The organism is Thalassovita litoralis (genome assembly GCF_900182725.1).
Lineage (GTDB): Bacteria > Pseudomonadota > Alphaproteobacteria > Rhodobacterales > Rhodobacteraceae > Thalassobius > Thalassobius litoralis.
In genome coordinates, this window is record NZ_FXTO01000018.1 from 45494 (window position 1) to 66886 (window position 21393).

22 protein-coding genes and 1 pseudogene are annotated in these 21393 nt (G+C 59.7%); 19 read left to right on the top strand and 4 right to left on the bottom strand.

The features are described from left to right. The first annotated feature begins 129 nt into the window (after positions 1-129). From FN828_RS13355 to FN828_RS13380, 6 genes are all read left to right on the top strand, one after another. Positions 130-888, top strand: a complete 759-nt coding sequence (locus tag FN828_RS13355) for a WecB/TagA/CpsF family glycosyltransferase (RefSeq protein ID WP_142493975.1) — start codon at positions 130-132, stop codon at positions 886-888. A gap of 172 nt (positions 889-1060) precedes the next feature. Further along, positions 1061-1876, top strand: a complete 816-nt coding sequence (gene phnC / locus FN828_RS13360) for a phosphonate ABC transporter ATP-binding protein (RefSeq protein WP_142493976.1) — start codon at positions 1061-1063, stop codon at positions 1874-1876. A 37-nt stretch (positions 1877-1913) separates the two neighbouring features. Next, on the top strand, positions 1914-2816 hold the full coding sequence (gene phnD / locus FN828_RS13365; protein WP_142493977.1) for a phosphonate ABC transporter substrate-binding protein: 903 nt from the start codon (positions 1914-1916) through the stop codon (positions 2814-2816). 67 nt (positions 2817-2883) lie between these two features. Beyond that, a complete protein-coding gene (gene phnE, locus FN828_RS13370) occupies positions 2884-3762 on the top strand; it encodes a phosphonate ABC transporter, permease protein PhnE (protein ID WP_142493978.1) in 879 nt (292 codons plus the stop codon). Next, positions 3759-5066, top strand: coding sequence for a phosphonate ABC transporter, permease protein PhnE (phnE, locus tag FN828_RS13375; RefSeq protein ID WP_142493979.1), 1308 nt, complete (start codon positions 3759-3761; stop codon positions 5064-5066). The genes phnE (FN828_RS13370) and phnE (FN828_RS13375) overlap by 4 nt, the downstream gene beginning before the upstream one ends. A 41-nt stretch (positions 5067-5107) precedes the next feature. Further along, entirely contained in the window at positions 5108-5722 is a 615-nt protein-coding gene (locus FN828_RS13380) for an LbetaH domain-containing protein (protein ID WP_142493980.1), read from the top strand. 27 nt (positions 5723-5749) lie between these two features. Here FN828_RS13380 and FN828_RS13385 read toward each other — a convergent pair whose 3' ends face one another. Together FN828_RS13385 and phnF are read right to left on the bottom strand one after the other, a co-directional pair. Then, the gene (locus tag FN828_RS13385) at positions 5750-6931 is read right to left on the bottom strand and encodes an alpha-D-ribose 1-methylphosphonate 5-triphosphate diphosphatase (RefSeq protein WP_142493981.1); all 1182 of its coding nucleotides are present in this window, start codon (positions 6929-6931) and stop codon (positions 5750-5752) included. 88 nt (positions 6932-7019) lie between these two features. Next, positions 7020-7727 carry a phosphonate metabolism transcriptional regulator PhnF gene (gene phnF, locus FN828_RS13390; protein WP_142493982.1) on the bottom strand — a complete coding sequence of 236 codons (708 nt, stop codon included), beginning with the start codon at positions 7725-7727 and terminating at the stop codon, positions 7020-7022. A gap of 106 nt (positions 7728-7833) precedes the next feature. On the opposite strand from phnF, the gene phnG reads away from it, so the two are divergent. The 7 genes from phnG to phnN all read left to right on the top strand — a co-directional run bounded on the left by phnG (position 7834) and on the right by phnN (position 12940). Continuing rightward, on the top strand, positions 7834-8277 hold the full coding sequence (gene phnG, locus FN828_RS13395; protein WP_142493983.1) for a phosphonate C-P lyase system protein PhnG: 444 nt from the start codon (positions 7834-7836) through the stop codon (positions 8275-8277). 14 nt (positions 8278-8291) lie between these two features. Further along, the gene (phnH, locus tag FN828_RS13400; protein ID WP_142493998.1) at positions 8292-8861 is read left to right on the top strand and encodes a phosphonate C-P lyase system protein PhnH; all 570 of its coding nucleotides are present in this window, start codon (positions 8292-8294) and stop codon (positions 8859-8861) included. After that, a complete protein-coding gene (locus FN828_RS13405; protein WP_142493984.1) occupies positions 8861-9946 on the top strand; it encodes a carbon-phosphorus lyase complex subunit PhnI in 1086 nt (361 codons plus the stop codon). Before phnH ends, FN828_RS13405 begins: the two co-directional genes overlap by 1 nt. A gap of 84 nt (positions 9947-10030) precedes the next feature. Further along, complete coding sequence (locus tag FN828_RS13410) at positions 10031-10900, top strand: alpha-D-ribose 1-methylphosphonate 5-phosphate C-P-lyase PhnJ (protein WP_142493985.1); 870 nt, start codon at positions 10031-10033, stop codon at positions 10898-10900. After that, complete coding sequence (gene phnK, locus FN828_RS13415) at positions 10897-11667, top strand: phosphonate C-P lyase system protein PhnK (protein ID WP_142493986.1); 771 nt, start codon at positions 10897-10899, stop codon at positions 11665-11667. The genes FN828_RS13410 and phnK overlap by 4 nt, the downstream gene beginning before the upstream one ends. Before the next feature lie 47 nt (positions 11668-11714). Continuing rightward, positions 11715-12398, top strand: coding sequence for a phosphonate C-P lyase system protein PhnL (gene phnL, locus FN828_RS13420; protein WP_142493987.1), 684 nt, complete (start codon positions 11715-11717; stop codon positions 12396-12398). Further along, on the top strand, positions 12395-12940 hold the full coding sequence (phnN, locus tag FN828_RS13425; protein WP_142493988.1) for a phosphonate metabolism protein/1,5-bisphosphokinase (PRPP-forming) PhnN: 546 nt from the start codon (positions 12395-12397) through the stop codon (positions 12938-12940). The genes phnL and phnN overlap by 4 nt, the downstream gene beginning before the upstream one ends. On the opposite strand, the gene FN828_RS13430 is transcribed toward phnN, so the two are convergent. Then, on the bottom strand, positions 12922-13605 hold the full coding sequence (locus FN828_RS13430) for a DUF1045 domain-containing protein (protein ID WP_142493989.1): 684 nt from the start codon (positions 13603-13605) through the stop codon (positions 12922-12924). The genes phnN and FN828_RS13430 overlap by 19 nt on opposite strands. A 56-nt stretch (positions 13606-13661) precedes the next feature. Here FN828_RS13430 and FN828_RS13435 point away from each other — a divergent pair, with 56 nt between their 5' ends. From FN828_RS13435 to FN828_RS13460, 6 genes are all read left to right on the top strand, one after another. Beyond that, positions 13662-14804 (top strand): alpha-D-ribose 1-methylphosphonate 5-triphosphate diphosphatase, encoded by a 1143-nt coding sequence (locus tag FN828_RS13435; RefSeq protein ID WP_142493990.1) that lies wholly within the window; start codon positions 13662-13664, stop codon positions 14802-14804. A 98-nt stretch (positions 14805-14902) separates the two neighbouring features. Next, entirely contained in the window at positions 14903-15727 is an 825-nt protein-coding gene (locus FN828_RS13440) for a flagellar motor protein MotB (RefSeq protein ID WP_142493991.1), read from the top strand. A gap of 120 nt (positions 15728-15847) precedes the next feature. Next, positions 15848-17152 carry a flagellar hook protein FlgE gene (locus FN828_RS13445; RefSeq protein WP_235891486.1) on the top strand — a complete coding sequence of 435 codons (1305 nt, stop codon included), beginning with the start codon at positions 15848-15850 and terminating at the stop codon, positions 17150-17152. A 27-nt stretch (positions 17153-17179) separates the two neighbouring features. Further along, positions 17180-18625, top strand: a complete 1446-nt coding sequence (gene flgK, locus FN828_RS13450; RefSeq protein WP_142493993.1) for a flagellar hook-associated protein FlgK — start codon at positions 17180-17182, stop codon at positions 18623-18625. A gap of 387 nt (positions 18626-19012) precedes the next feature. Continuing rightward, the gene (locus tag FN828_RS13455) at positions 19013-19603 is read left to right on the top strand and encodes a flagellin (protein ID WP_142493994.1); all 591 of its coding nucleotides are present in this window, start codon (positions 19013-19015) and stop codon (positions 19601-19603) included. Beyond that, positions 19603-20709, top strand: a complete 1107-nt coding sequence (locus FN828_RS13460) for a flagellar basal body P-ring protein FlgI (protein WP_142493995.1) — start codon at positions 19603-19605, stop codon at positions 20707-20709. Before FN828_RS13455 ends, FN828_RS13460 begins: the two co-directional genes overlap by 1 nt. Positions 20710-20759: 50 nt before the next feature. On the opposite strand, the pseudogene FN828_RS13465 reads toward FN828_RS13460, so the two are convergent. After that, a pseudogene (locus FN828_RS13465) lies at positions 20760-21266 on the bottom strand (flagellar type III secretion system pore protein FliP); the annotation flags it as partial. Positions 21267-21393: the final 127 nt, after the last annotated feature.

The following is a 21393-nucleotide window of genomic DNA, read 5'->3' on the forward strand; positions in this document are numbered from 1 at the left end:
CGCAAAACAACATAAGAAAATGGCAACAGTTTGTCTGTCCGAAAGCGGCTTTTGGGTATCTTCTGATTGCTAACGGGGCCGGACAGCGTATCCTGTGGGCTGATAACAGGCGCGAGGAAGGCGATAGCGGTGAAATTCACAATCGGAACCTATGAACTGACAGTGAATATTCCCGACTGGCCCACGCTAAGCGACCGCCTACGGGATCGGTTCGCCGCGAAACAGGGCTTTGCGCTGGCGACGGTCAATCTGGATCATCTGGTGAAGCTGCGGCGCGATATGGATTTTCGCGCAGCCTATAAGGCACAGGATTTGGTGGTGGCCGATGGCAACCCTATTGTCTGGATGTCCCGGATCGCGGGGCAGTCTGTGCAGCTATTACCCGGATCTGATCTGATCCTGCCCCTGTGTCAGTTGGCGGCGGATATGCAGGTGCCGATTGGGCTGGTTGGCACCACTGACGACAGCCTGAAACGCGCAGCCGTGGAATTGGAACGACAGGTGCCGGGGCTACGGGTTGTGGCCCGGATCGCGCCGCCTTTTGGGTTTGATCCGCAGGGCGCGCAGGCGGATGATATTCTACGTCAGTTGGAACAGGCGGGCGTTGGCCTGTGTTTCATCGCGCTGGGCGCCCCTAAACAGGAATTGTTTGCCGCGCGGGGCCGGTCGGTTGCGCCGTCGGTTGGGTTTGCGTCTATCGGGGCGGGGCTGGATTTTCTGGCGGGCCAACAGAAGCGCGCCCCCAAATGGGTGCGTCAGGTTCAGATGGAATGGCTGTGGCGGATGCTGGAAAATCCGGGCCGTTTGTTCATGCGTTACATGCGCTGTTTCTGGATTTTGCCGCGCCATATTGTGCAATCTTATACCCTGCGCAGACGAAATTCATAAAATTGTCATGTACCGAGTAGCCGCAGGATTAGCTAACTTTATTTTTTAATCAATGGTTTAGTAGGTGTCTTCCATCGCCTAACCCGCGATTTTCGTCATAAAACTTTAACCCCTTCGTCAAGAATTCTTTTTGGTCAGCCCGTACCCCGCAGCTTCAGAAACGGGGTGAATTATGCTGACCATCCAAAACCTGACGAAAGCGTTCGGCGCGAACAAAGCCGTCGATAACGTCACGATTAAAATTGATCGCCCGATGATGATCGGCGTGATTGGGGCGTCTGGCGCGGGGAAATCCACCCTGTTGCGGATGCTGAACCGTCTGGAAACCGAAACGTCGGGGTCGATTCATTTCGACGGGCGCGACATCACCGCCCTGAAAGGCGCGGACAAACGTCGCTGGCAGGCCGATTGCGCGATGATTTTCCAACAGTTCAATCTGGTGCCGCGCATGGATGTGGTGTCCAACGTGCTGCATGGCACGCTGAACCGGCGTTCGGCGCTGGCGACCATGTTCAACCTGTACCCGCAGGCGGACATTCACCGTGCCATCGACATTTTGGATCGTCTGGGGATTGCCGCCCATGCCGCCAAACGGGCCGAGGCGCTGTCAGGCGGGCAGCAACAGCGCGTGGCCATCGCCCGCGCCGTTATGCAAGATCCCAAGATCGTTTTGGCAGACGAACCCATTGCCAGCCTTGACCCGATGAATGCCCAGATCGTCATGGATGACCTGCGCCGCATTCACGACGAAGACGGGCGCATGGTTATTGCCAACCTGCACACTTTGGACACGGCCCGCCGCTATTGCGACCGCGTGATCGGTATGCGCGCCGGGCGTGTGGTGTTCGATGGAACCCCGGCGCAACTGACCACCGGGGCCGCGCGGGACATCTATGGCGCGGATGGGTCGTTTTCCGAATCCGCAACCAGCACCAGCATCGACACGCTGGATCGCCCCATTTTGGCAAAACAGGCCCAACTGGCCTGATCTTTTACGAACGACATCTCAACTCGGAGAGAAACAGATGAAAAAACTGATCGCCGCCGTTCTGGCAACCACCGCCCTGACCAGCCCGGTCATGGCTGACGAAATCAAAGAATTCCGCATCGGCATTCTGGGCGGTGAAAATGCCCAAGACCGTCTGAACAGCAACGAATGCCTGCGTTCCAAAACTCAGGATCTGCTGGGCGTGGAAACCAAACTGTTCGCCCCTGCCGATTATAACGGCGTGATTCAGGGCCTGCTGGGCGGCACCATCGACATGGCTTGGCTGGGTGCATCGGGCTATGCCAAAACCTATCTGTCGGACCCCGAAGCCGTGGAACCCGTGCTGGTGAAGGTCAACAACGACGGCGGTTATGGCTATTACTCGATTGGTTTTGCCCGCAAAGACAGCGGCATCACCAGCCTGACCGACATGAAAGGCAAAGTGTTCGGCTTTGGTGATCCGAACTCGACCTCGGGCTTCCTGATCCCGTCGATTGAAATCCCGCAGGCCACTGGCGCGTCGATGACCTCGGGCGATTATTTCGGCGAAGTCAAATTCACCGGCGGTCACGAACAAACCATCGTTGCAGTGTATAACGGCGACATCGACGCCGGTGTAAGCTGGGCCGATGGTCTGGGCGAATGGGAAGATGGCTATAATTCCGGCGCACTGCGCAAGGCCGTGGATGCCGGTCTGGTCGACATGAACGACCTGGTCGAAATCTGGAAATCCAAGCCGATCCCGGAAGGCCCCGTTGTGCTGCGTAAGGCGCTGCCGGAAGACGTGAAAGTTAAAATGACTGCGCTGATGGCGTCGCTGAAGTCGATGGATGACGAATGCTTCTACAGCGTTGCAGCGGGCGAAGCCAAAGGTTTCATGCCGATCACGCATGACGCTTACGAAGTGATCATCGAAGCTCGCAAGCTGAAGTCCAACTAAGCACTTTCTTTTATTGAAACAGGCCCCCGATACGCCGGGGGCCTGTTTTCCCATGTGACAGGTTCCTATGGCCGATATATCCGCCCACACCCCGACCTCGGAAATCCGCTCTGCCTATCTGGAGATGACACACCGCAAACGCCTGTATTCCGGGCTGATGCTGGCGGTGTTCGTTGCGTTGATGGTGTCAGGTTTTGTTCTGGCCGATGATCGTAACGCTGGCGGCTTCTGGTCCGGCCTGCATCGCCTGTTTGATTTCCCGGCCGAAGTGCTAAGCGAAGCCAGCGAAAAGCTGACGGACCTGCCTGCGCATTTCGTGCATTTCCTGCCCTCGCTGATTGAAACGGTCAATATCGCGGCGGCTTCCACGCTGTTTGGCGCGATGATCGCGATTGTTCTGTCGCTGCTGTCCACCCGTGGGCTGGCCCGCTGGCCGCGCCTGATCCCGGTGTTTCGCCGTATCATGGATATTACCCGCGCTATGCCTGAAATCGTTGTGGCGCTGGTGCTGATTTTTGTGCTGGGCGGCGGCCCGGTTCCGGCGATGATCGCCATCGCATTTCATACCGCCGGTGCCTTGGGGAAACTGTTTTCCGAGGTGAATGAAAACGCCTCGCTCAAGCCGGTTGAAGGGCTGCAATCCGTTGGCGCGGGCTGGATTCAGCGCATGGTGCTGGGGATCATGCCACAAGTCGCGCCCAATTATCTGTCCTATGCGTTGCTGCGGTTTGAAATCAACATTCGTGCCTCGGCCATTCTGGGGTTCGTTGGCGCGGGCGGTATTGGCTATGACCTGAAAAACGCAATGAGCTGGGGCAAGGGGCAGTATGACGAAGCCGCCGCGATTTTCCTGCTGCTGTTTGGCACGATTGTCATCGTCGATCAAATTTCGTCCGCATTGCGCGACCGCCTGACCCACGGCGCCCGGCTGGAGGCCACCCTATGACCACCGTCACCACTGATGTCATCACCGATCTGAAAGGCCGGGCCGATACGCTGTTTCTGCGCAAACGTCTGCTGGGGTTTGCCCTGCCTGCTGCGGTGCTGGTCTATCTGGCTTATATTTTCTTTGCCTTCGATATTCCGGGGCTGGCGGACCGCGCCAATCTGGACAATGGCAAGACGCTGATCCGCGACAGTTACAGCTATAAAACCCATGTCACGCTGGATAATCGCAGCGGCGACATCACCTATGCCATCGAAGGCGAACGCAAAGGCACCTATCCTGACGGGATGCGCCCTGATTGGGTGTCGGATCGTGACGGGATGACCGTGGTGGATCTGGGCCGGGGCAACAGCGTTCAGTTCGCACAGGGCTTTGCCCGGATCGTGCAACAGGACGGGTTGACCGTGACTGCCCGTCCGGACCGCGATGGGGTGAATGCCGATCTGCCCGCCGGGCCGCTGCCGGATATGATCAGCGCCTCGAAAAACCGTTTGATGGTAACATTGCCGGATGCCCGCGTGACTGTGACCCGCAACCGGGTTGAGGTGTTCAAATACGCCTTTGGCTGGGAACTGTTCTTCTTCACGCTGGACAGCCCCTATCACGGGATGGGATTTCCCACCCTGCTGTCCAAGGCCGTTTCGGGCGAAGCCGGGGCGATCTGGGATGATTTCTGGGGCAACGCCATGTGGCGGCACGCTGATGTGGCATGGGCGCTGTTTGAAACGATCCTGATGGCGTTTCTTGGCACCTTTGGGGCTGCAATGGTGGCCTTGCCGCTGGCCTTTTTGGCGGCCCGGAACTTTACCCCGCTGATGCCCCTGCGCTTTGCCGCCCGCCGCCTGTTCGATTTCTTCCGCGGTGTTGATGCGCTGATCTGGACCATCGTTCTGGCCCGCGCGTTTGGCCCCGGCCCGCTAACAGGCGCTTTGGCGATCCTGATTACGGATACGGGCAGTTTCGGGAAAATGTTTTCCGAAGCCTTGGAAAATGTCGACGGCAAACAGATCGAAGGTATCCAATCCACCGGCGCGAAACCTGTGCAACGCTACCGTTTCGGTGTGATCCCGCAGGTGACGCCGGTTTTCCTAAGCCAAGTGTTGTATTTCCTGGAATCCAACACCCGCAGCGCCACCATCATCGGCGCAATCACTGGCGGCGGGATCGGGCTGTTGCTGACACAGGCCATCATTACCCAAAAAGATTGGGAAGAAGTCAGCTATTACATCGTGCTGATCATCCTGATGGTGATGGTGATGGATTGGCTGTCCGGCCTGCTGCGCCGCAAGCTGATCAAAGGGTAACAAGGCAATCCTGACTTGGGATTGCTGTAAGGCAGAATGAAATGGCGAAATTACAAGAACACGAACCGCTGATCCATGCGGATGTGGAACTGACCGAAGTCACCTTTGGCCGCTTCTGCGAAATTGGCAAGGGCAGCCGTCTGGGCCATGTCGATATGGATGACTATTCCTATTGTGACCGTTATGCAGATATTGCCAACGCGGATATTGGTAAATTCGCCAATATCGCGGCTTTCGTGCGGATCGGGGCCACGGATCACCCGATGGAACGCGCCAGCCTGCACCATTTCCTGTATCGGTCACAGGATTACTGGGATGATGCACAGCGGGACGAGTCATTTTTTGCCCATCGTCATGCCCGCCGCGCCACGATTGGCCATGACACATGGTTGGGCCATAACGTGCAGGTCAAACCCGAGGTAACGATTGGTCATGGCGCGATTGTTGCGTCTGGCGCGGTGGTCACAAAGGACGTGCCGCCCTACATGATCGTGGCCGGTATCCCGGCAGTGCCGATGCGCGAACGGTTCCCGGCGCAGGTGGCGGATCGGCTGATGGCCTTGGCGTGGTGGGATTGGGATCACGCCCGCCTGCGGGCGGCACTGATGGATTTCCGCAGCCAGAGCGCCGAGGCATTCCTGGAAAAATACGAATAACCCAGTTGGGTGTGCTGCGGTGCCGGATTATTCCGCCGCCAGCCGCATCGGTTGTTCAGCTTCCATGAACCGTCTGGCCGCCTCGCCCGCCAGATAGGACAGGCAGCCATTGGCGACTGTGGCTTCGATGGCGTGGGTTGCTTTGTTGATCACCACCAGATCGGCCCGTTTGCCATAATCAATCTGCCCCCGATCATGCAGACGCATGATCTGCGCGGGGTTGGTGGAAATCAACGCCCATGCGGCAGGCAGGTCCATCACGCCGTCCTGTACCAGCCGGAACGCTGCGCGGGACAGGGCCGGATAGAAATAATCCGACACCAACGCCGTCACCAGCCCGTCCCGGATCAACCGTTCTGCCGCGATATTCCCCGATTGCGATCCGCCCCGTACCACGTTGGGCGCGCCCATCAACACCGGGTCGCCCATTGCGCTGGCTGCGGCGGCAGGGCCGCGTGCGGTGGGGAATTCGCAGATCCGCGCCCCGATCATGGCAAAGCGTTCCCGGCTTTCGGCATCTATATCGTCATGTGATCCGTACAGAACTCCCAGCGCGTCAAAGGCCTCGGCCAGTTGGCACAGGTGGCGAGGCACATCACGGCTGCGCGACAGGGCATCGCGCACCACGTCCAGCAATTCAGCCCCGGTGCGGCCGGTGCGGGCGGCCCATTGCGCCAGCGCCAGCGAATTTTCGCGTTCGTAATCCGTGGCTTCATGTAGGTGGTTGTTGAACACAACGTAATCCAACCCATGCCGTTGCACTGCCGCCAACAGCCGGGTGCCGGTATCAACCATATGGGTTTCATATCGAATTTGAACCCGCAGGTCGGTCAGCGCATGGGCGCGATAGTCATCCATCGCCGCCAGAAACATTTCTGCATAATCGGGGCCGCGAATGCCACCTTCCCAAGACCAGCTTTGTGCCAGCCATGCGGTTGTCACGCCATTGGCTGCCGCTTCGCGGTCCGTGTTCAGCAATCCGGTGGCAATCGGAAACGGGGCGGATGGGCGCGGGGCGATATGGCGCTCGAACGCATCGCCATGCAGGTCGATAATGCCGGGCAGGATGTAATAGCCGCGCAGGTCCACAGCCGGGCGCGGCCCTTTGGAAATCCGTCCATCTTCGATCACAACGGACCGATCCTGTAGACACCCATCGCGCAGGATGGTTGCGCCGGTCAGGCGCAGGGGGGGTAGCATCCGGCTCATTGATTTGCCCTGCCTTGCACAATTTTCCCTGTTCTAAGGGTTTTGCGTGTCGGCGGTGTGACAACCAGAAGCATTACGCCGGATTTTATCAGTCCCCCAAAACCAGCGTGATCCGATCCCCGACAAACCATGTATGGCCATATTCAACCGGATGGCCATCGGGGTCCACGTTGATTGCCACCGTGCGCAGGATTGGGGCGCCTTCGGAAATACCCAGATGCAGGGCCTGCGTGGCGGTGGCGACCTTGGCCGTCAGGCGGGTGCTGGCGCGGGTGTAATCCGTGATCCCGGCAGCGGTCAGCGCCCTGGTCACGGATTGATAGGTTTCCAGCTGTTCCGGCAGGTCAGCAAAGCGTTCCGCCGGAAAGATGGACCGAAACAGCGCCACAGGCGTGCCGTCTGACAGCGATAACCCTTCGTAGACATGGACCAATGCGCCGGGCGGCAGGGTCAGCGCCTCGGCCTCGTCAGTGTCGCAGGGGCGGGTTTGGATTGCCAGAATGCGCTTGGCAGGCATCCGGCCTGCTTCGGTCAGGTTTTGGTGGAACCGCACCCGTTTGCCGATCCGGTAATCCGTGGGTTCGGCCATCACGAACACCCCCGCGCCACGCCGCGCATGGGTTAACCCCTGATCCGACAATTCCGCCAGCGCCCGCCGGACCGTGTGGCGGTTCACGCCGAAACGGGCGGACAGTTCCGCCTCGGTCGGAAGTTTGTCGCCGGGGCGGTAATGCCCGGCGGCGATTTCATCGGTCAATGTGGTGGCGATTGCGCGCCAGACGGGGGTGCGTGTCATCAGGTTTCACCAATATTTCACAAAACCCCGCTGGACGGGTGGGGCGACTCGGGTCTATGATTTGTCTAGTTGTATAGTTAAATGGACAAATTGGCAAGGTGTCTAGATGGACCCGAATGCAGAACGCAAAAACTGGATGAGCCTGCTGGCCAAAGCCCCGTCGGGGGTGCTGGCCGGATTGTGGGCGAACTATGGGGCGCAGCCCGGTTTCGACTGGCTGCGGCCCCCGGAAATCGGCGGCGCAATGGTGCGTGGCCGGATGGGCGGCACGGGCGCGGCCTTTAATCTGGGGGAAATGACCGTGACCCGCTGTTCGCTGCGGCTGACGGATGGGCCGGTGGGTCATGCCTATGTGCAGGGCCGGGACAAGGACAAGGCCCGGATCGCGGCGCAGGTGGATGCGCTGATGCAGGGGCCGGGGGCTGCGGATGTCCGCGCCGCCATTCTGACCCCGCTGGCGGATCAAATACAGGCGCGTCGCAATGCCCGCGCGGCCAAGGCCGCCGCGACCAAGGTTGAATTTTTCACGATGGTACGGGGGGAAGATTGATGCAGCAGACAGCAATGACAGAAACGGCGCTGACCGGGGGCTTTTCCGATGCCCCGCAGCAATCCGCTCGTGCGTTTCGGGCCGCAATGAATGCAATGGCCCGTCCCGGTCTGATTGAACAGGTCGACGGCGCAGAGCCGCCCGCGCCCATGTCCAAAGCCGCCGGGGTGCTTGCGCTGGTTCTGTTGGATGGGGAAACGCCGGTGCATCTGGCCGGGGCGCTGGATTGCCCGCAGGTGCGTGACTGGATCACCTTTCACACGGGTGCGCCGTTTGCGGGCCGGGAATTTTGCGCCTTTGCCTTTGGCGCGTGGGACGATCTGATGCCGCTGGGCGGTTATCGGATCGGTATGGCGGAATACCCGGATCGCAGCGCGACGCTGATCGTGGAAATGCCCGCGTTGACGGCGGCGGGGGCAATCCTGCGCGGTCCAGGGATCAAGGATAGCGCGGCGCTGAACCTGCCGGACCCTGCGCAGTTAGCACGCAACGCAGCACAGTTCCCGCTGGGGCTGGATTTCTTCTTTACCTGTGGGGACGCGCTGGCCGCATTGCCCCGCAGCACCAGGATCGAGGTGGCCTGATGTATGTAGCAGTCAAAGGCGGCGAAAAAGCCATTGATGCCGCCCACGCATGGCTGGCCGAAGAACGGCGCGGCGATGTATCGGTGACGGAATTGTCGGTGGCGCAAATCCGCGAACAGATGACGCTGGCGGTCAACCGGGTGATGGCCGAAGGGTCGCTGTATGATCCCGATCTGGCGGCGCTGGCGATCAAACAGGCGCGGGGCGATCTGATCGAGGCGATTTTCCTGATCCGGGCCTATCGCACCACCTTGCCGCGTTTCGGCGCGACGCGGCCTGTGGAAACGGCGGATATGGATTGCATCCGCCGCGTCAGCGCGACCTTCAAGGATGCACCGGGCGGGCAGGTGTTGGGGCCAACGTTTGACTACACGCACCGCCTGCTGGATTTCAAATTGGCCGCCGATGGCACGGTGCCCGAAGCCCCGACACGGGAAACCGAACCGGCCCCGGTGCCGCATATCACCGAATTCCTGAACAAAGAGGGGCTGATCCAGTCAGAACCGCAATCGGATACCGCCCCGCGCGACCTGACCCGCGAACCGCTGGAATTGCCCGCCGACCGGGCGCTGCGGCTGCAATCGCTGACCCGTGGCGACGAAGGGTTTATCCTTGGCATGGCTTACTCCACGCAGCGGGGTTACGCGCGAAACCACGCCTTTGTGGGGGAATTGCGGATCGGCACCTGTGCCGTGGAAATGGACATTCCCGAACAGAGTTTTGCCGTTGAAATTGGCGAGGTCGAACTGACCGAATGCGAAACGGTGAACCAGTTCAAAGGCTCCAAAGTGGAGCCGCCGCAATTCACCCGTGGCTATGGGCTGGTGTTCGGCCAGACCGAGCGCAAGGCGATTTCGATGGCACTGGTGGATCGGGCGCTGCGCTGGAAGGAACTGGGCGAAGATAACGCAGGCGCCCCGGCGCAGGACGAAGAATTCGTGCTGTACCACGCTGACAATATTCAGGCGACCGGCTTTCTGGAGCATATCAAGCTGCCGCATTACGTCGATTTCCAGTCTGAACTGGAACTGGTGCGCAAAATGCGGGCCGACGCGATGGGCGCATTGCAAGAGGCGGCGGAATGAACCGGATCATACAGGCCCGCAAGGCCAATGCTGCGCCGGGCGCGGCGGAATTGAGTATTTTTAGCAAGATGAAAGGGTGGGGCGATGCAAGAGTATAACTTCGCTTACCTTGACGAACAGACCAAGCGGATGATCCGCCGGGCGATCCTGAAGGGGCTGGCGGTGCCGGGCTATCAGGTGCCGTTCGCCAGCCGCGAAATGCCGATGCCTTATGGATGGGGGACCGGCGGGGTGCAGGTCAGCGCCGCCGTGCTGATGCCCGAAGACGTGATGAAGGTCATTGATCAGGGCGCGGATGACACCACCAATGCCGTGTCGATCCGCAAGTTTTTTGAACGCACGGCAGGGGTGGACACAACGGAACGCACCAGCGATGCCGATGTGATCCAGACCCGCCACCGTATCCCCGAAGAAGCCCTGCGCGAGGATCAGATTTTGGTCTATCAGGTGCCGATCCCCGAACCGCTGCGGTTTTTGGAACCGCGCGAAACCGAAACGCGAAAGATGCACGCGCTGGAAGAATACGGGCTGATGCATGTGAAGCTATACGAGGACATCGCCCGCAATGGCGCGATTGCCACGGCCTATGCCTATCCGGTGCGGGTCGAAGGGCGTTATGTCATGGACCCGTCCCCGATCCCGAAGTTTGACAACCCCAAGCTGGAAATGGCCGCGATCCAATTGTTCGGCGCAGGGCGCGAGCAACGGATTTATGCGCTGCCGCCTTATTGCAATGTGGTCAGTCTGGATTTCGAGGATTACCCGTTCGAGGCCAGCAAGGCCGATCACGCCTGTGATCTGTGTGGGTGCGAAACCTCTTATCTGGACGAAGTGATCGTGGACGATGCGGGCGGGCGGATGTTCGTGTGTTCGGATACGGATTTCTGCCGGGGCCGTCGCGCTGCTGGCCATATCGGGGTGCAGGGCACACCGTTCGAGGAGGACGCGGCATGACCCCCCTGTTTCAGGTAAAAAGCCTGTCGAAATTTTATGGCAACCGCATTGGCTGCAAGGACGTGTCCTTTGATCTGTATCCCGGCGAGGTGATGGGGATCGTGGGCGAATCCGGGTCGGGGAAATCGACACTCCTGAACTGTCTCGCCGGTCATCTGGAACCGGATACCGGCGAGGTTCTTTTCAATACGCGGACGGATGGGCTGCGCGATACAGTGACGATGAGCGAACCCGAACGCCGGATGCTGGGGCGGACCGACTGGGCCTTTGTGCATCAACATGCGCGGGATGGGCTGCGGATGGGGGTCAGCGCGGGCGGTAACGTGGGCGAACGGCTGATGGCCGTGGGCGCGCGGAACTATGGTGCCATCCGCGAACAGGCGATTGACTGGCTGGGCCGAGTTGAAATTGCCGAGGATCGCGTGGACGACCGCCCCAGCGCCTTTTCCGGGGGGATGCAGCAGCGATTGCAGATCGCCCGTAATCTGGTGACAGGGCCGCGTCTGGTGTTCATGGATGAACCGACTGGGGGGCTGGATGTTTCGGTGCAGGCGCGTTTGCTGGACCTGCTGCGCGGTTTGGTGCGGGAAATGGGGCTAAGCGCCATTATCGTCACGCACGATCTGGCGGTGGTGCGATTGCTGGCGGATCGGCTGATGGTGATGAAGGACGGGCATGTGGTGGAAACCGGGCTGACGGATCAGGTTCTGGACGATCCGCAGCATGGCTATACGCAATTGCTGGTCAGCTCGGTTTTGCAGGTATGAGTGTTTCGCGTGCGAAACATTTCTTTTTCTAACAAAGGGTTAATGGAATGATCCAGATCGAAAACCTGTCAAAGCAGTTCGTTTTGCACAATCAGGGCGACGCGGTGATCCCGGTGATGGAAGGGGCCAGCCTGACGGTGAAACCGGGGGAATGCGTGGCGCTGATCGGGGCGTCCGGTGCGGGGAAATCCACGCTGATGCGGATGATCTATGGCAACTATCTGGCCAATGGCGGCACGATCCGCGTGGGCGGGGTGGATGTGGCCAGCGCGGAACCGCGCGAGATTTTGGCATTGCGGCGCGAGGTGCTGGGCTATGTCAGCCAGTTCCTGCGTGTGGTGCCGCGTGTGCCAACGCTGGACGTGGTGGCCGAACCGCTGTTGGCGGTGGGCGTGGATATTGATGTGGCGCGAAACCGGGCGCGGGATTTGCTGGCGCAGCTGAACATCCCCGAACGGCTGTGGGCGCTGTCGCCCACCACCTTTTCCGGTGGCGAACAGCAGCGGGTGAATATCGCGCGCGGCTTTGCGCATGAATTTCCGGCGATGTTGCTGGATGAACCGACCGCCAGTCTGGACGCGGTGAACCGCGAGGTGGTGCTGCGCCTGATCGAGCAGGCCAAGGCGCGGGGCGCGGCGATCGTGGGGATTTTCCACGACGAAGCGGCGCGGGATCGGGTGTGTGATCGGCAGGTGGATGTCACCGGCTTTACCCCCGGATTGGCCGCATGAAACCGGGGCGCTTTATCGCGGTGGTCGGGCCGTCCGGTGTGGGCAAGGATACGGTGATGGAAACCGTCTGCGCCCGAAACCCGGCGCTGATCCGGGTGCGGCGGGTGATCACCCGCAGCCCCGAAGCGGCGGGCGAGGATGCCGAAAGCGTGTCGGTGGCCGAATTTGACCGGCGCGTAGGGGCGGGGGCGTTTGTGCTGCACTGGCAGGCGCATGGGCTGCACTATGGTATTCCGGCGACGGTTTTGGACGATCTGGCAGCGGGGCGCGATGTGGTGGCAAACCTGTCGCGGGCGGTGCTGCCGGACTTGGCCCATCGGTTCACGCGGTCGATGATCGTGTTGATCACCGCCACGCCCGAGGTCTTGGCCGAACGTTTGGCGCAGCGGGGGCGAGAGGATGAAGCGGACCGGGCCAAGCGCCTGCAACGCGCCGATTTCGCGCTGGCCGAGGGGCTGGACCCGGTGGTGATCCGCAACGAAGGCCCGCTGGAACAGGCGGTCGCCGCGTTCGAGGCCGCGCTTCAGCCGGAAAGGGCGTAACGATGGATCAGGTGGAACATGCCGTTTTCATCTTCGCCCACCAGACACAGGGATGTGACGGTAAAGGGGTTGGGCAAAAGCGGCCGAGCGATGGGTTCAAGGCGCTGGCGTATGGTTTCCGCCGTGTCGCGTGGCATTTTGCCGGTCAGGGTGATGTGAAAGCGGAACTCCTCCATCACATAGGGATAGCCCCAACGGGTCAGCAGGGTGTCTTGTTGCGGCGACAGGTTGGCCTTGCGGCGGCGGGCCAGTTCGGCATCGGACGGGGGGGCGCGGAAGCTGTCCAGCCCTTCGACGACCTGCGCGGCAAGGGCGGACAGGGCGGCGGTGTCGCCGGTGACGGTCAGCGCCAGAAACCCGCCCAGCCGGGTCAGCGCCAGACCGTCCAGCGTGGCGGCGGGCAAGCGTGCGCACAGGGTTTCTGTGGCCTGCGCCAAGGCGGGGAAATCCGTGCCTTGGGCCAACACAAAGGGCGGCTTCACCGTGCCATGCAGCCCGTATTTTCGGGGCGTGGCGGTCAGGGCGGGAATGTCCAGCCCATCCATGTGCGGGTGGGGCGCGGGGATGCCGTGGGCCAGATCCCAGCCCAGCCAGTTTGCCCCAAATTCGGCCAGCGGGCCGGGTTCGGGGGCGTAGTAGATAGCGAAACGTTTGAAATTGGTCACGATGTGGCCTCTGATCTTCTTTGCAGGGCGGCATGAGGCCGTAAGGTAACAAGAGAATGACAAAACAACTGATCCTGGCCAATGCCAATCTGGTTTTGGAAAACGAAGTCATCCGCGGGTCTGTGACCGTGACAGATGGGGTAATCACCGCGCTGGAGCAAGGCTCAACCGTAGCCGCCGATGCCGTGGATATGGAAGGCGATCTGGTTTGCCCCGGTCTGATTGAACTGCACACCGATAATCTGGAACGGCACATTCAGCCGCGCCCCAAGGTGGACTGGCCCCATGCCGCTGCGATCATCGCGCATGATGCGGAGCTATGTAGCGTCGGGATTACGACTGTGTTCGATGCGATGCGGGTTGGGTCGATCCCGAGTGGGAAGGGGCGGTATTTGAAATATGCGCGATCCTTGTCGCGTGAACTGCTGGAACTGCGGGCCGCAGGTGCGCTGCGGATCAGCCACTATTTGCATTTGCGGGCCGAAGTCTGTTCCGAAACATTAGAAGAGGAAATGGCCGAGTTTACCCCCGAAGATCGAGTGGGCATTGTCAGCCTGATGGACCACACGCCCGGCCAGCGGCAATTCCGTGATCTGAGCAAGCTGAAAGCCTATGTCATGGGCAAAAACAGCATGACAGAGCAGGATTTCGTGGATCATGTGGCGCAATTGCGAGAGATGCGCGAAAGGAACGGGGATCGTCACGAGGCTGTTGCCGTGTCCGAGGCCGCACGGCTGGGGGCCGTTTTGGCCAGCCATGACGACACGACCGAGTCCCATGTACGGGTGTCGGCGGATCACGGTATCCGCTTGGCTGAATTTCCGACCACCGTCGAAGCGGCGCGGGCCTGTCATGCCCACGGGATTGCGGTGATGATGGGGGCGCCGAACCTGATCCGGGGCGGGTCGCATTCGGGGAACGTGGCGGCGGGTGAGCTGGCGGAACTGGATCTGCTGGATATTGTGTCGTCGGATTACGTTCCTGCGGCGCTGTTATCGTCTGCGTTGATGCTGGGGGATATGTGGGGCGATATGGCGCGTGGCATTGCCACCGTAACCAAAGCCCCCGCCGATGCCGCCGGATTGACGGATCGCGGGCGGATCGCACTGGGGGAACGGGCGGATATGATCCGGGTGTCCCGAATTGCGGATGCGCCTGCGGTGCGTAGCGTTTGGGTTCAGGGACGGCGGGTTGGATGACCCGCTACCAGAACGAAAACATGAGGCATTTTATCTGTTAAGACCTTGGTAACACCTGCTCTGATACGCCTGTTAACGGGTGAGAAAGAGGTGGTGAGATGGCTTCGCATGTGAATGCGGCACCAGTCATCATCAAGAAGAAAAAGGTCGTTGGCGGCGATGGGCACCACGGTGGGGCGTGGAAAGTGGCCTATGCTGACTTCGTGACTGCCATGATGGCCTTTTTCATGTTGATGTGGCTGCTGAATGCAACAACGGAAAAGCAACGTAAGGGGCTGGCGGATTACTTTAGCCCCACAGTCGCAATCAGCCGGATTTCCGGCGGGGGCGATGGCGCCTTCGGAGGAGAGTCTATCTTCTCGGAGGAGGTGCTTACGCAAAACGGTACGGGGGCCAGCAATCAGCGGCCCACGGAAGCGCAACAAGCCCGAGGAGAGATCGGAGAGGCCGAAGATTCAACGCTAAAACAGATGGAAGCGGTCCTGATGGGGCGCGGCGGGGAAAGCATGTTCAGCGTCGAACAGCAGCGCCATATCATCATGCGTGTGACGGATGAGGGGCTGATTGTCGAGCTGTTCGACCTGCCGGGTGCTGAACTGTTCGAGGTGGATGGCGACACACCTACGGATCTGTTGCGTGGATTGTCTGCGATGTTGGTGCGTGTCTTTGCCTTGGTGCGCAATGATGTGGCTGTCGAAGGTCATACACGTGCCTATCCGGTTGTCTTAAAGGATAATCCTGTCTGGTCCTTATCCGCTGCACGGGCAGATCGGATGCGTTTGCTGATGCAAGAGGACGGTTTGCATCACGATCGGGTGCAACGGGTGACGGGCCACGCCGACAATGAGCTGGCGTCGACCGATCCGACCAATCCGCGCAACAACCGGCTGGAGGTGATCCTGCTGCGGGAAAATATTCGCTAATGGGAAGACGACATGCCGTTGATGGGGAAACTATAAGCAATTTTAGCTATTAGCGGGCTGTTAAGCGGTCGCCTGTAATTCTGTGCGCAACTTTGATTGATGCAGCAGAAAGGCGTATCCATGACGATTTCTTCTTCCCTAAACGCGGGTGTGGCTGGGCTGGCCGCCAATGCCAACCGTTTGGCCACGATTTCCGACAACATCGCCAACTCTTCGACCTACGGGTACAAGAGGATGCAGACGGATTTTCATTCTATGGTGATCTCGTCCAGCCGCGGCGGGGCTTATTCGGCTGGGGGGGTCCGGGTGACGACGCAGCGGTTGGTCAGCCAGTCTGGGTCGCTTGTTACGACATCCAACGCGACGGATCTGGCGGTGCGCGGGCGTGGGTTCCTGCCCGTGGCCGCAAGTTCGGAAATCAGCCTGGGCAACGGCAACGCGCAGATGTTGCTGACGACAACGGGATCGTTTCAGACGGACAGCGATGGGTATCTGGTGACGCAATCAGGGCTGACGCTGATGGGGTGGCCCGCGCTGGCTGACGGAACGGTGCCCACCTATCCGCGCGATACTGGCGCTGGGCTGGAACCTGTGCAGGTCAATGTGAACCAGTTGACTGGCGAACCGACCACGCGGATTTCGTTGGGCGTGAATCTGCCCGCAACAGCAACCGACGCAAGCGCTGCCGGTGACGCACAGGAACTGTCCATCGAATATTACGATAACCTGGGTATTTCCCAGAATATCGAGATTGAGTTTACCCCAACCATCCCCGGAACGGGGTCTTCAAATGAATGGACGATGGTGCTGCGCGACACGGCGCAGGGGAACGCCATCGTGGGGGAATATACGCTTGCTTTTGACGATGGGCGTTTGGCGGGCGGCACGTTGCAATCTGTCACGTCCGTGTCTGGTGGGGCTTATGACGCCAGCACTGGCGCGCTGATCGTGAACGTGGCTGGTGGTCCGCTGGAGATTAATATCGGCCAGCCGGGCGACCCGGATGGGCTGACCCAGCTATCCAGCAGCTTTGCGCCGGTGTCGATTGATAAAGATGGGTATCCGGTCGGCAACATGACCTCGGTCGAGGTGGATTCAAACGGCTATGTCCATGCGCTGTATGACACCGGGATCACCCGCACGATTTTCCAGATTCCGCTGGTCGACATGCCCAATCCGAATGGGCTGGTGGCGCTGGATCACCAGACATTCGCGCCCTCGCCCGATAGCGGCACGTTCTTCTTGTGGGATGCGGGCGATGGTCCGACCGGCGATGTCGTGTCCTATGCGTTGGAGGAATCCACGACAGATGTCGCGGGCGAACTGACGGATATGATCCAGACGCAGCGGGCGTATTCGTCGAATGCGAAGGTCATTCAGACCGTGGATGAAATGCTTCAGGAAACCACGAATATCAAACGCTGATCCCGGTAAGCAGAGAAAGGAAATGCCATGACGCTATCCAGTGCGCTTTCGAATGCCCTGTCTGGGCTGACGGCTTCGGCCCGTGGGGCTGGGGTTATTTCATCAAACCTGTCCAACGCGTTAACCGATGGATATGCCGCCCGTAATTTGTCTTTGACGGCGCGAAGCGGTGGCGCGGATGGTGGGGTTATGGTCACGGGGGTCACGCGGCTGGTGGACCTGGCGTTGCTGGGGGATCGGCGTCAGGCCGATGCCGCGCTTTCCCGGGCGGATACCCGCGCGGGCTATTTGGAACGGCTTACGGCGCTGACCGGGGACCCAACCGAAGAGCGATCACTGACAGGTTTGATGGCACGGTTTGAAAGCGCGCTGATTTCAGCGGCCAGCTTACCGGAATCCGATACACAACTGGCGGGGGTTCTGGGGGCTGCGCAGGATTTAACCGGGGCGTTAAATGGCCTGTCTGTTGGTGTGCAATCCCTGCGGCAGGAGGCAGATCGCGGTATTGCGGGACAGGTTCAACATTTGAATTCCGCTTTGAAAAAGGTGGAGGCGCTGAACCGCGATATTATCGCTGGGCAGGCGCAGGGACGCGACACATCGGGTTTGCAGGACCAGAGGCAAGCCTTGATCGACGACATTTCAACAGCCATCCCGGTGCAAGAGATACAGCGCGATTTCGGCGCAGTGGCGTTGATGGCCGCAGGGGGGCGGATGCTGCTGGATGGGGAAGCGGCCGAACTGACATTTGCCCCCCGTAACACCGTCGCCGCGCATATGACCTTGGAAAACGGGTTGCTGTCGGGGCTTCAGATCAATGGAACCGAGGTGTCGATGACATCCGGTCAGGGATTGGCAGGCGGTGCGCTGGGGGCGTTGTTTGCCCTGCGCGACGAAACGTTGCCACAGGTGCAGGCGGAGTTGGATACCGTGGCGCTGGACCTGATCGAACGGTTTGAAACCGGGCTTGATGCTAGTCTGAGCGCAGGCCAACCGGGTTTGTTCACAGATGCAGGCGCGGTGGCGGGCGTGGAAACGGGGATCGCGGGCCGGATTGGGATAAACGCTGTGGTCGATCCAGACCAAGGTGGGGCGCTTTGGCACCTGCGCGATGGGCTGGGCGCGGGGCAGCCGGGGAATGTGGGCAACGCAGATCTTTTGAATGCGATGCTTGATCGGCTGACGGCACAACGCCCTCAAAGCGGCAATGCGTTGGGAACGACGGATCGGGATGCCGCAACGCTGGCATCAGATTTTCTGAGCAATATAGCAGGGTTGGAGAACAGTATAGCGCAGGATCAAAGCTTTGCTGCGGCCCATCAAGGAGAACTGAAAGAACTGGAGCTGGCGCTGGGTGTCGATTCTGATGCTGAGCTTCAGAAACTGATCCTGATCGAACGCGCCTATGCCGCCAATGCAAAAATGGTTCAGGCGGTCGATGAAATGCTGCAACGGTTGATGGAGATTGGTTGATGAAACTGGTGTCAATGGGGGATATGGCGCAGACGTGGGCGTTGCGTCGTCAGAATGTTTCCCTGAATTCGGAAATGCTGCGGTTGACGCAAGAACTGTCTAGCGGTGAAACCACCAATATTGCACAGCATTTGAATGGCGATTTACGCTACCTGTCCGATGTGGAGCATCGCGGGCGCACGGCGCAAGCTTATGAAACAGCGGTCAGTGCCGCCGGTGGGTTTGCAGGGGCAATGCAGGCGGCATTGGAAACTATTCAGACCGGAACGGAAACCCTGGGCGCTGATCTGCTGATCGGGGCGGGGGGGACGCAAGGGACGCGTCAGGCCTTAGCCCACTCAGCCGAGGATTGTTTCCGCGCTGAACACCAGCTACGCCGGGCGGTCTTTGTTTGCCGGGGATGCGACCGGCAGCGCCGCGCTGGCACCCGCGCAGGAAATCCTGTCCGAATTGCGGAATGTCGTGGCGGGCGAAGTCACGTCCGATGGGATCGAGGCCGCAGTAAGGGATTGGTTTGCCGCGCCCGATGGATTTGCAGCTATGGGCTATCTGGGATCAACGGAAAACCTGTCCCCGTTTCGATTGGGGGAACGAGACATGATCCATCTGGATTTGCGGGCCGATGCGCCGGAACTGCGTGATCTGATGGCCGATGTGGCACTGGCCGCGCTAAGCGCAGATTATGCCACTGCCGATGTGCAAACGGGGCTGCTGAAACGTGCAGGGAATGGATTATTGCAGGATCAGGATAACCTGACTGCGTTGCGGGCCGACTTGGGTTTTGCGGAATCCCGGATCGAAGAAATCGGGGCTGGAATTGCAGCAGAACGCGTATCGTTGAACTATGCCCGCGAGGCGCTTTTGGGCGTGGACGAATACGAGGCCGCGACCCGGCTGGAAAACGTCCAGTTTCAGCTAGAGGCACTGTATACCGTCACCGCCCGCCTGTCCGGGCTTTCGCTTGTGGATTATCTGTAATGAGATGGGTTTTAAAACTGCTGGTTATTGGCTTGGCCCTAGGTGTGTCTGCTGCGGCGGCCAGCACTGTCCGGCTAAAGGATTTGGTGGAATTCGACGGGGTCCGGGGCAATGATTTGGTGGGGTACGGGCTGGTCGTCGGGTTGAATGGAACCGGCGATGGATTGCGGAACGCACCCTTTACCGAAGAAATCATGTCCAATATTTTGGAGCGTTTGGGCGTAAACGTTACGGGGGAACAGTTCAGGCCGAAAAACGTGGCGGCGGTGTTCGTGACTGCCGAATTGCATCCGTTTGCGCGGGCGGGATCACAGATTGATGTGACGGTTTCGGCAATCGGCGATGCCAAAAGCCTGCTGGGGGGGACGCTGGTGATGACCCCGTTGAATGCTGCCGACGGACAAATTTATGCAGTGGCGCAGGGAACTGTCATCGCAGGCGGGGCCGTTGCCGAAGGACAGGCGGCATCCGTTGTACAGGGGGTGCCGACTTCGGGGGTAATCCCGTCTGGCGCACGGGTCGAGCGTGAGGTTGAGTTCGATTTCGTCAACCTGTCCACGTTGCGTCTGGCGTTGCGTGAGCCGGATTTTACCACTGCCGGTCGGGTAGAAGCGGCGATCAACCGGGAATTCGGGCGCGGCGTGGCCCGGATGCTGGATGCCGGGACGGTGCGGTTGGATATCGGGGCCACCAGAATGCCATCGCCGGCACATGCGTTGGGCCGGATCGAAAACATCGCGATTCAACCCGAACGAAAGGCGCGGGTCGTCGTTGATCAGCGGTCCGGGACCATTGTTATGGGGGAAGATGTACGTATTTCGCGGGTGGCTGTATCGCAGGGTAATCTGACCTTGCGCATTCAGGAAGCGCCGGTGGCTGTACAACCCAATCCCTTTTCCGAAGGCGAAACCGTGGTGGTCCCCCGATCGCGGGCCACACTGGAAGAGGAAGAAGGTACAGGTCTGGCAGAGGTTCCGGGCGGAACATCCCTGTCCGAGGTTGTGGCTGGGCTGAATGCCTTGGGTGTGTCCCCACGGGACATGATCGACATCCTGAAAAGCATCAAGGCCGCAGGCGCGTTACATGCAGAATTCGTGGTACGCTGAAGGACACAGCAAAGGGACCATTCTTGGTCCCTTTGCTTTGGTGTGTGGTATCAGAAATACCCTGTTACCAAGGCATTCGTGACCAACGACCAGCCATCTGCAATCACAAAAAACGCCAGCTTGAAGGGCAGGGATACTACGGCGGGGGGGACCATCATCATCCCCATCGACATCAAGATCTCGGCGACAACTAGGTCGATGATCACGAACGGCAAAAAAATCAGGAACCCAACCTGAAAAGCCTGTGCAATCTCTGAGAGTAGAAAACTGGAAACCAGAACCGAAAGCGGCGCATCGGCCGTGGTAGCGAACGGCTGATCCGGCGGACGCAGGGCCAAAATCTGATCAAAGGTTTCACCGTCCAGCCGCGAAGCCATGAACAAACGAAATGGCGCGACCGTGTGGGTAAAAGCGGCCTCGAAGTCAATTTTTCCATCCAGAAGCGGGGAAATCCCTTCGGCCCAGGCTTTGCTGAAAACCGGGTCCATCACGAAATAGGTCAGAAACAGCGCAAGGCTGACAATCAGCATATTAGGCGGGGATTGTTGTAGGCTCAGGACCCATTAATCGGCTTGAGATCGCATTGGTCGCATGCTTCAAATCCCCAAACTTTCAGGGGGTATCATGAGCAATCTATTTTGGCTGACCGACGAACAGATGGCGCGGCTGCGACCGTTCTTTCCC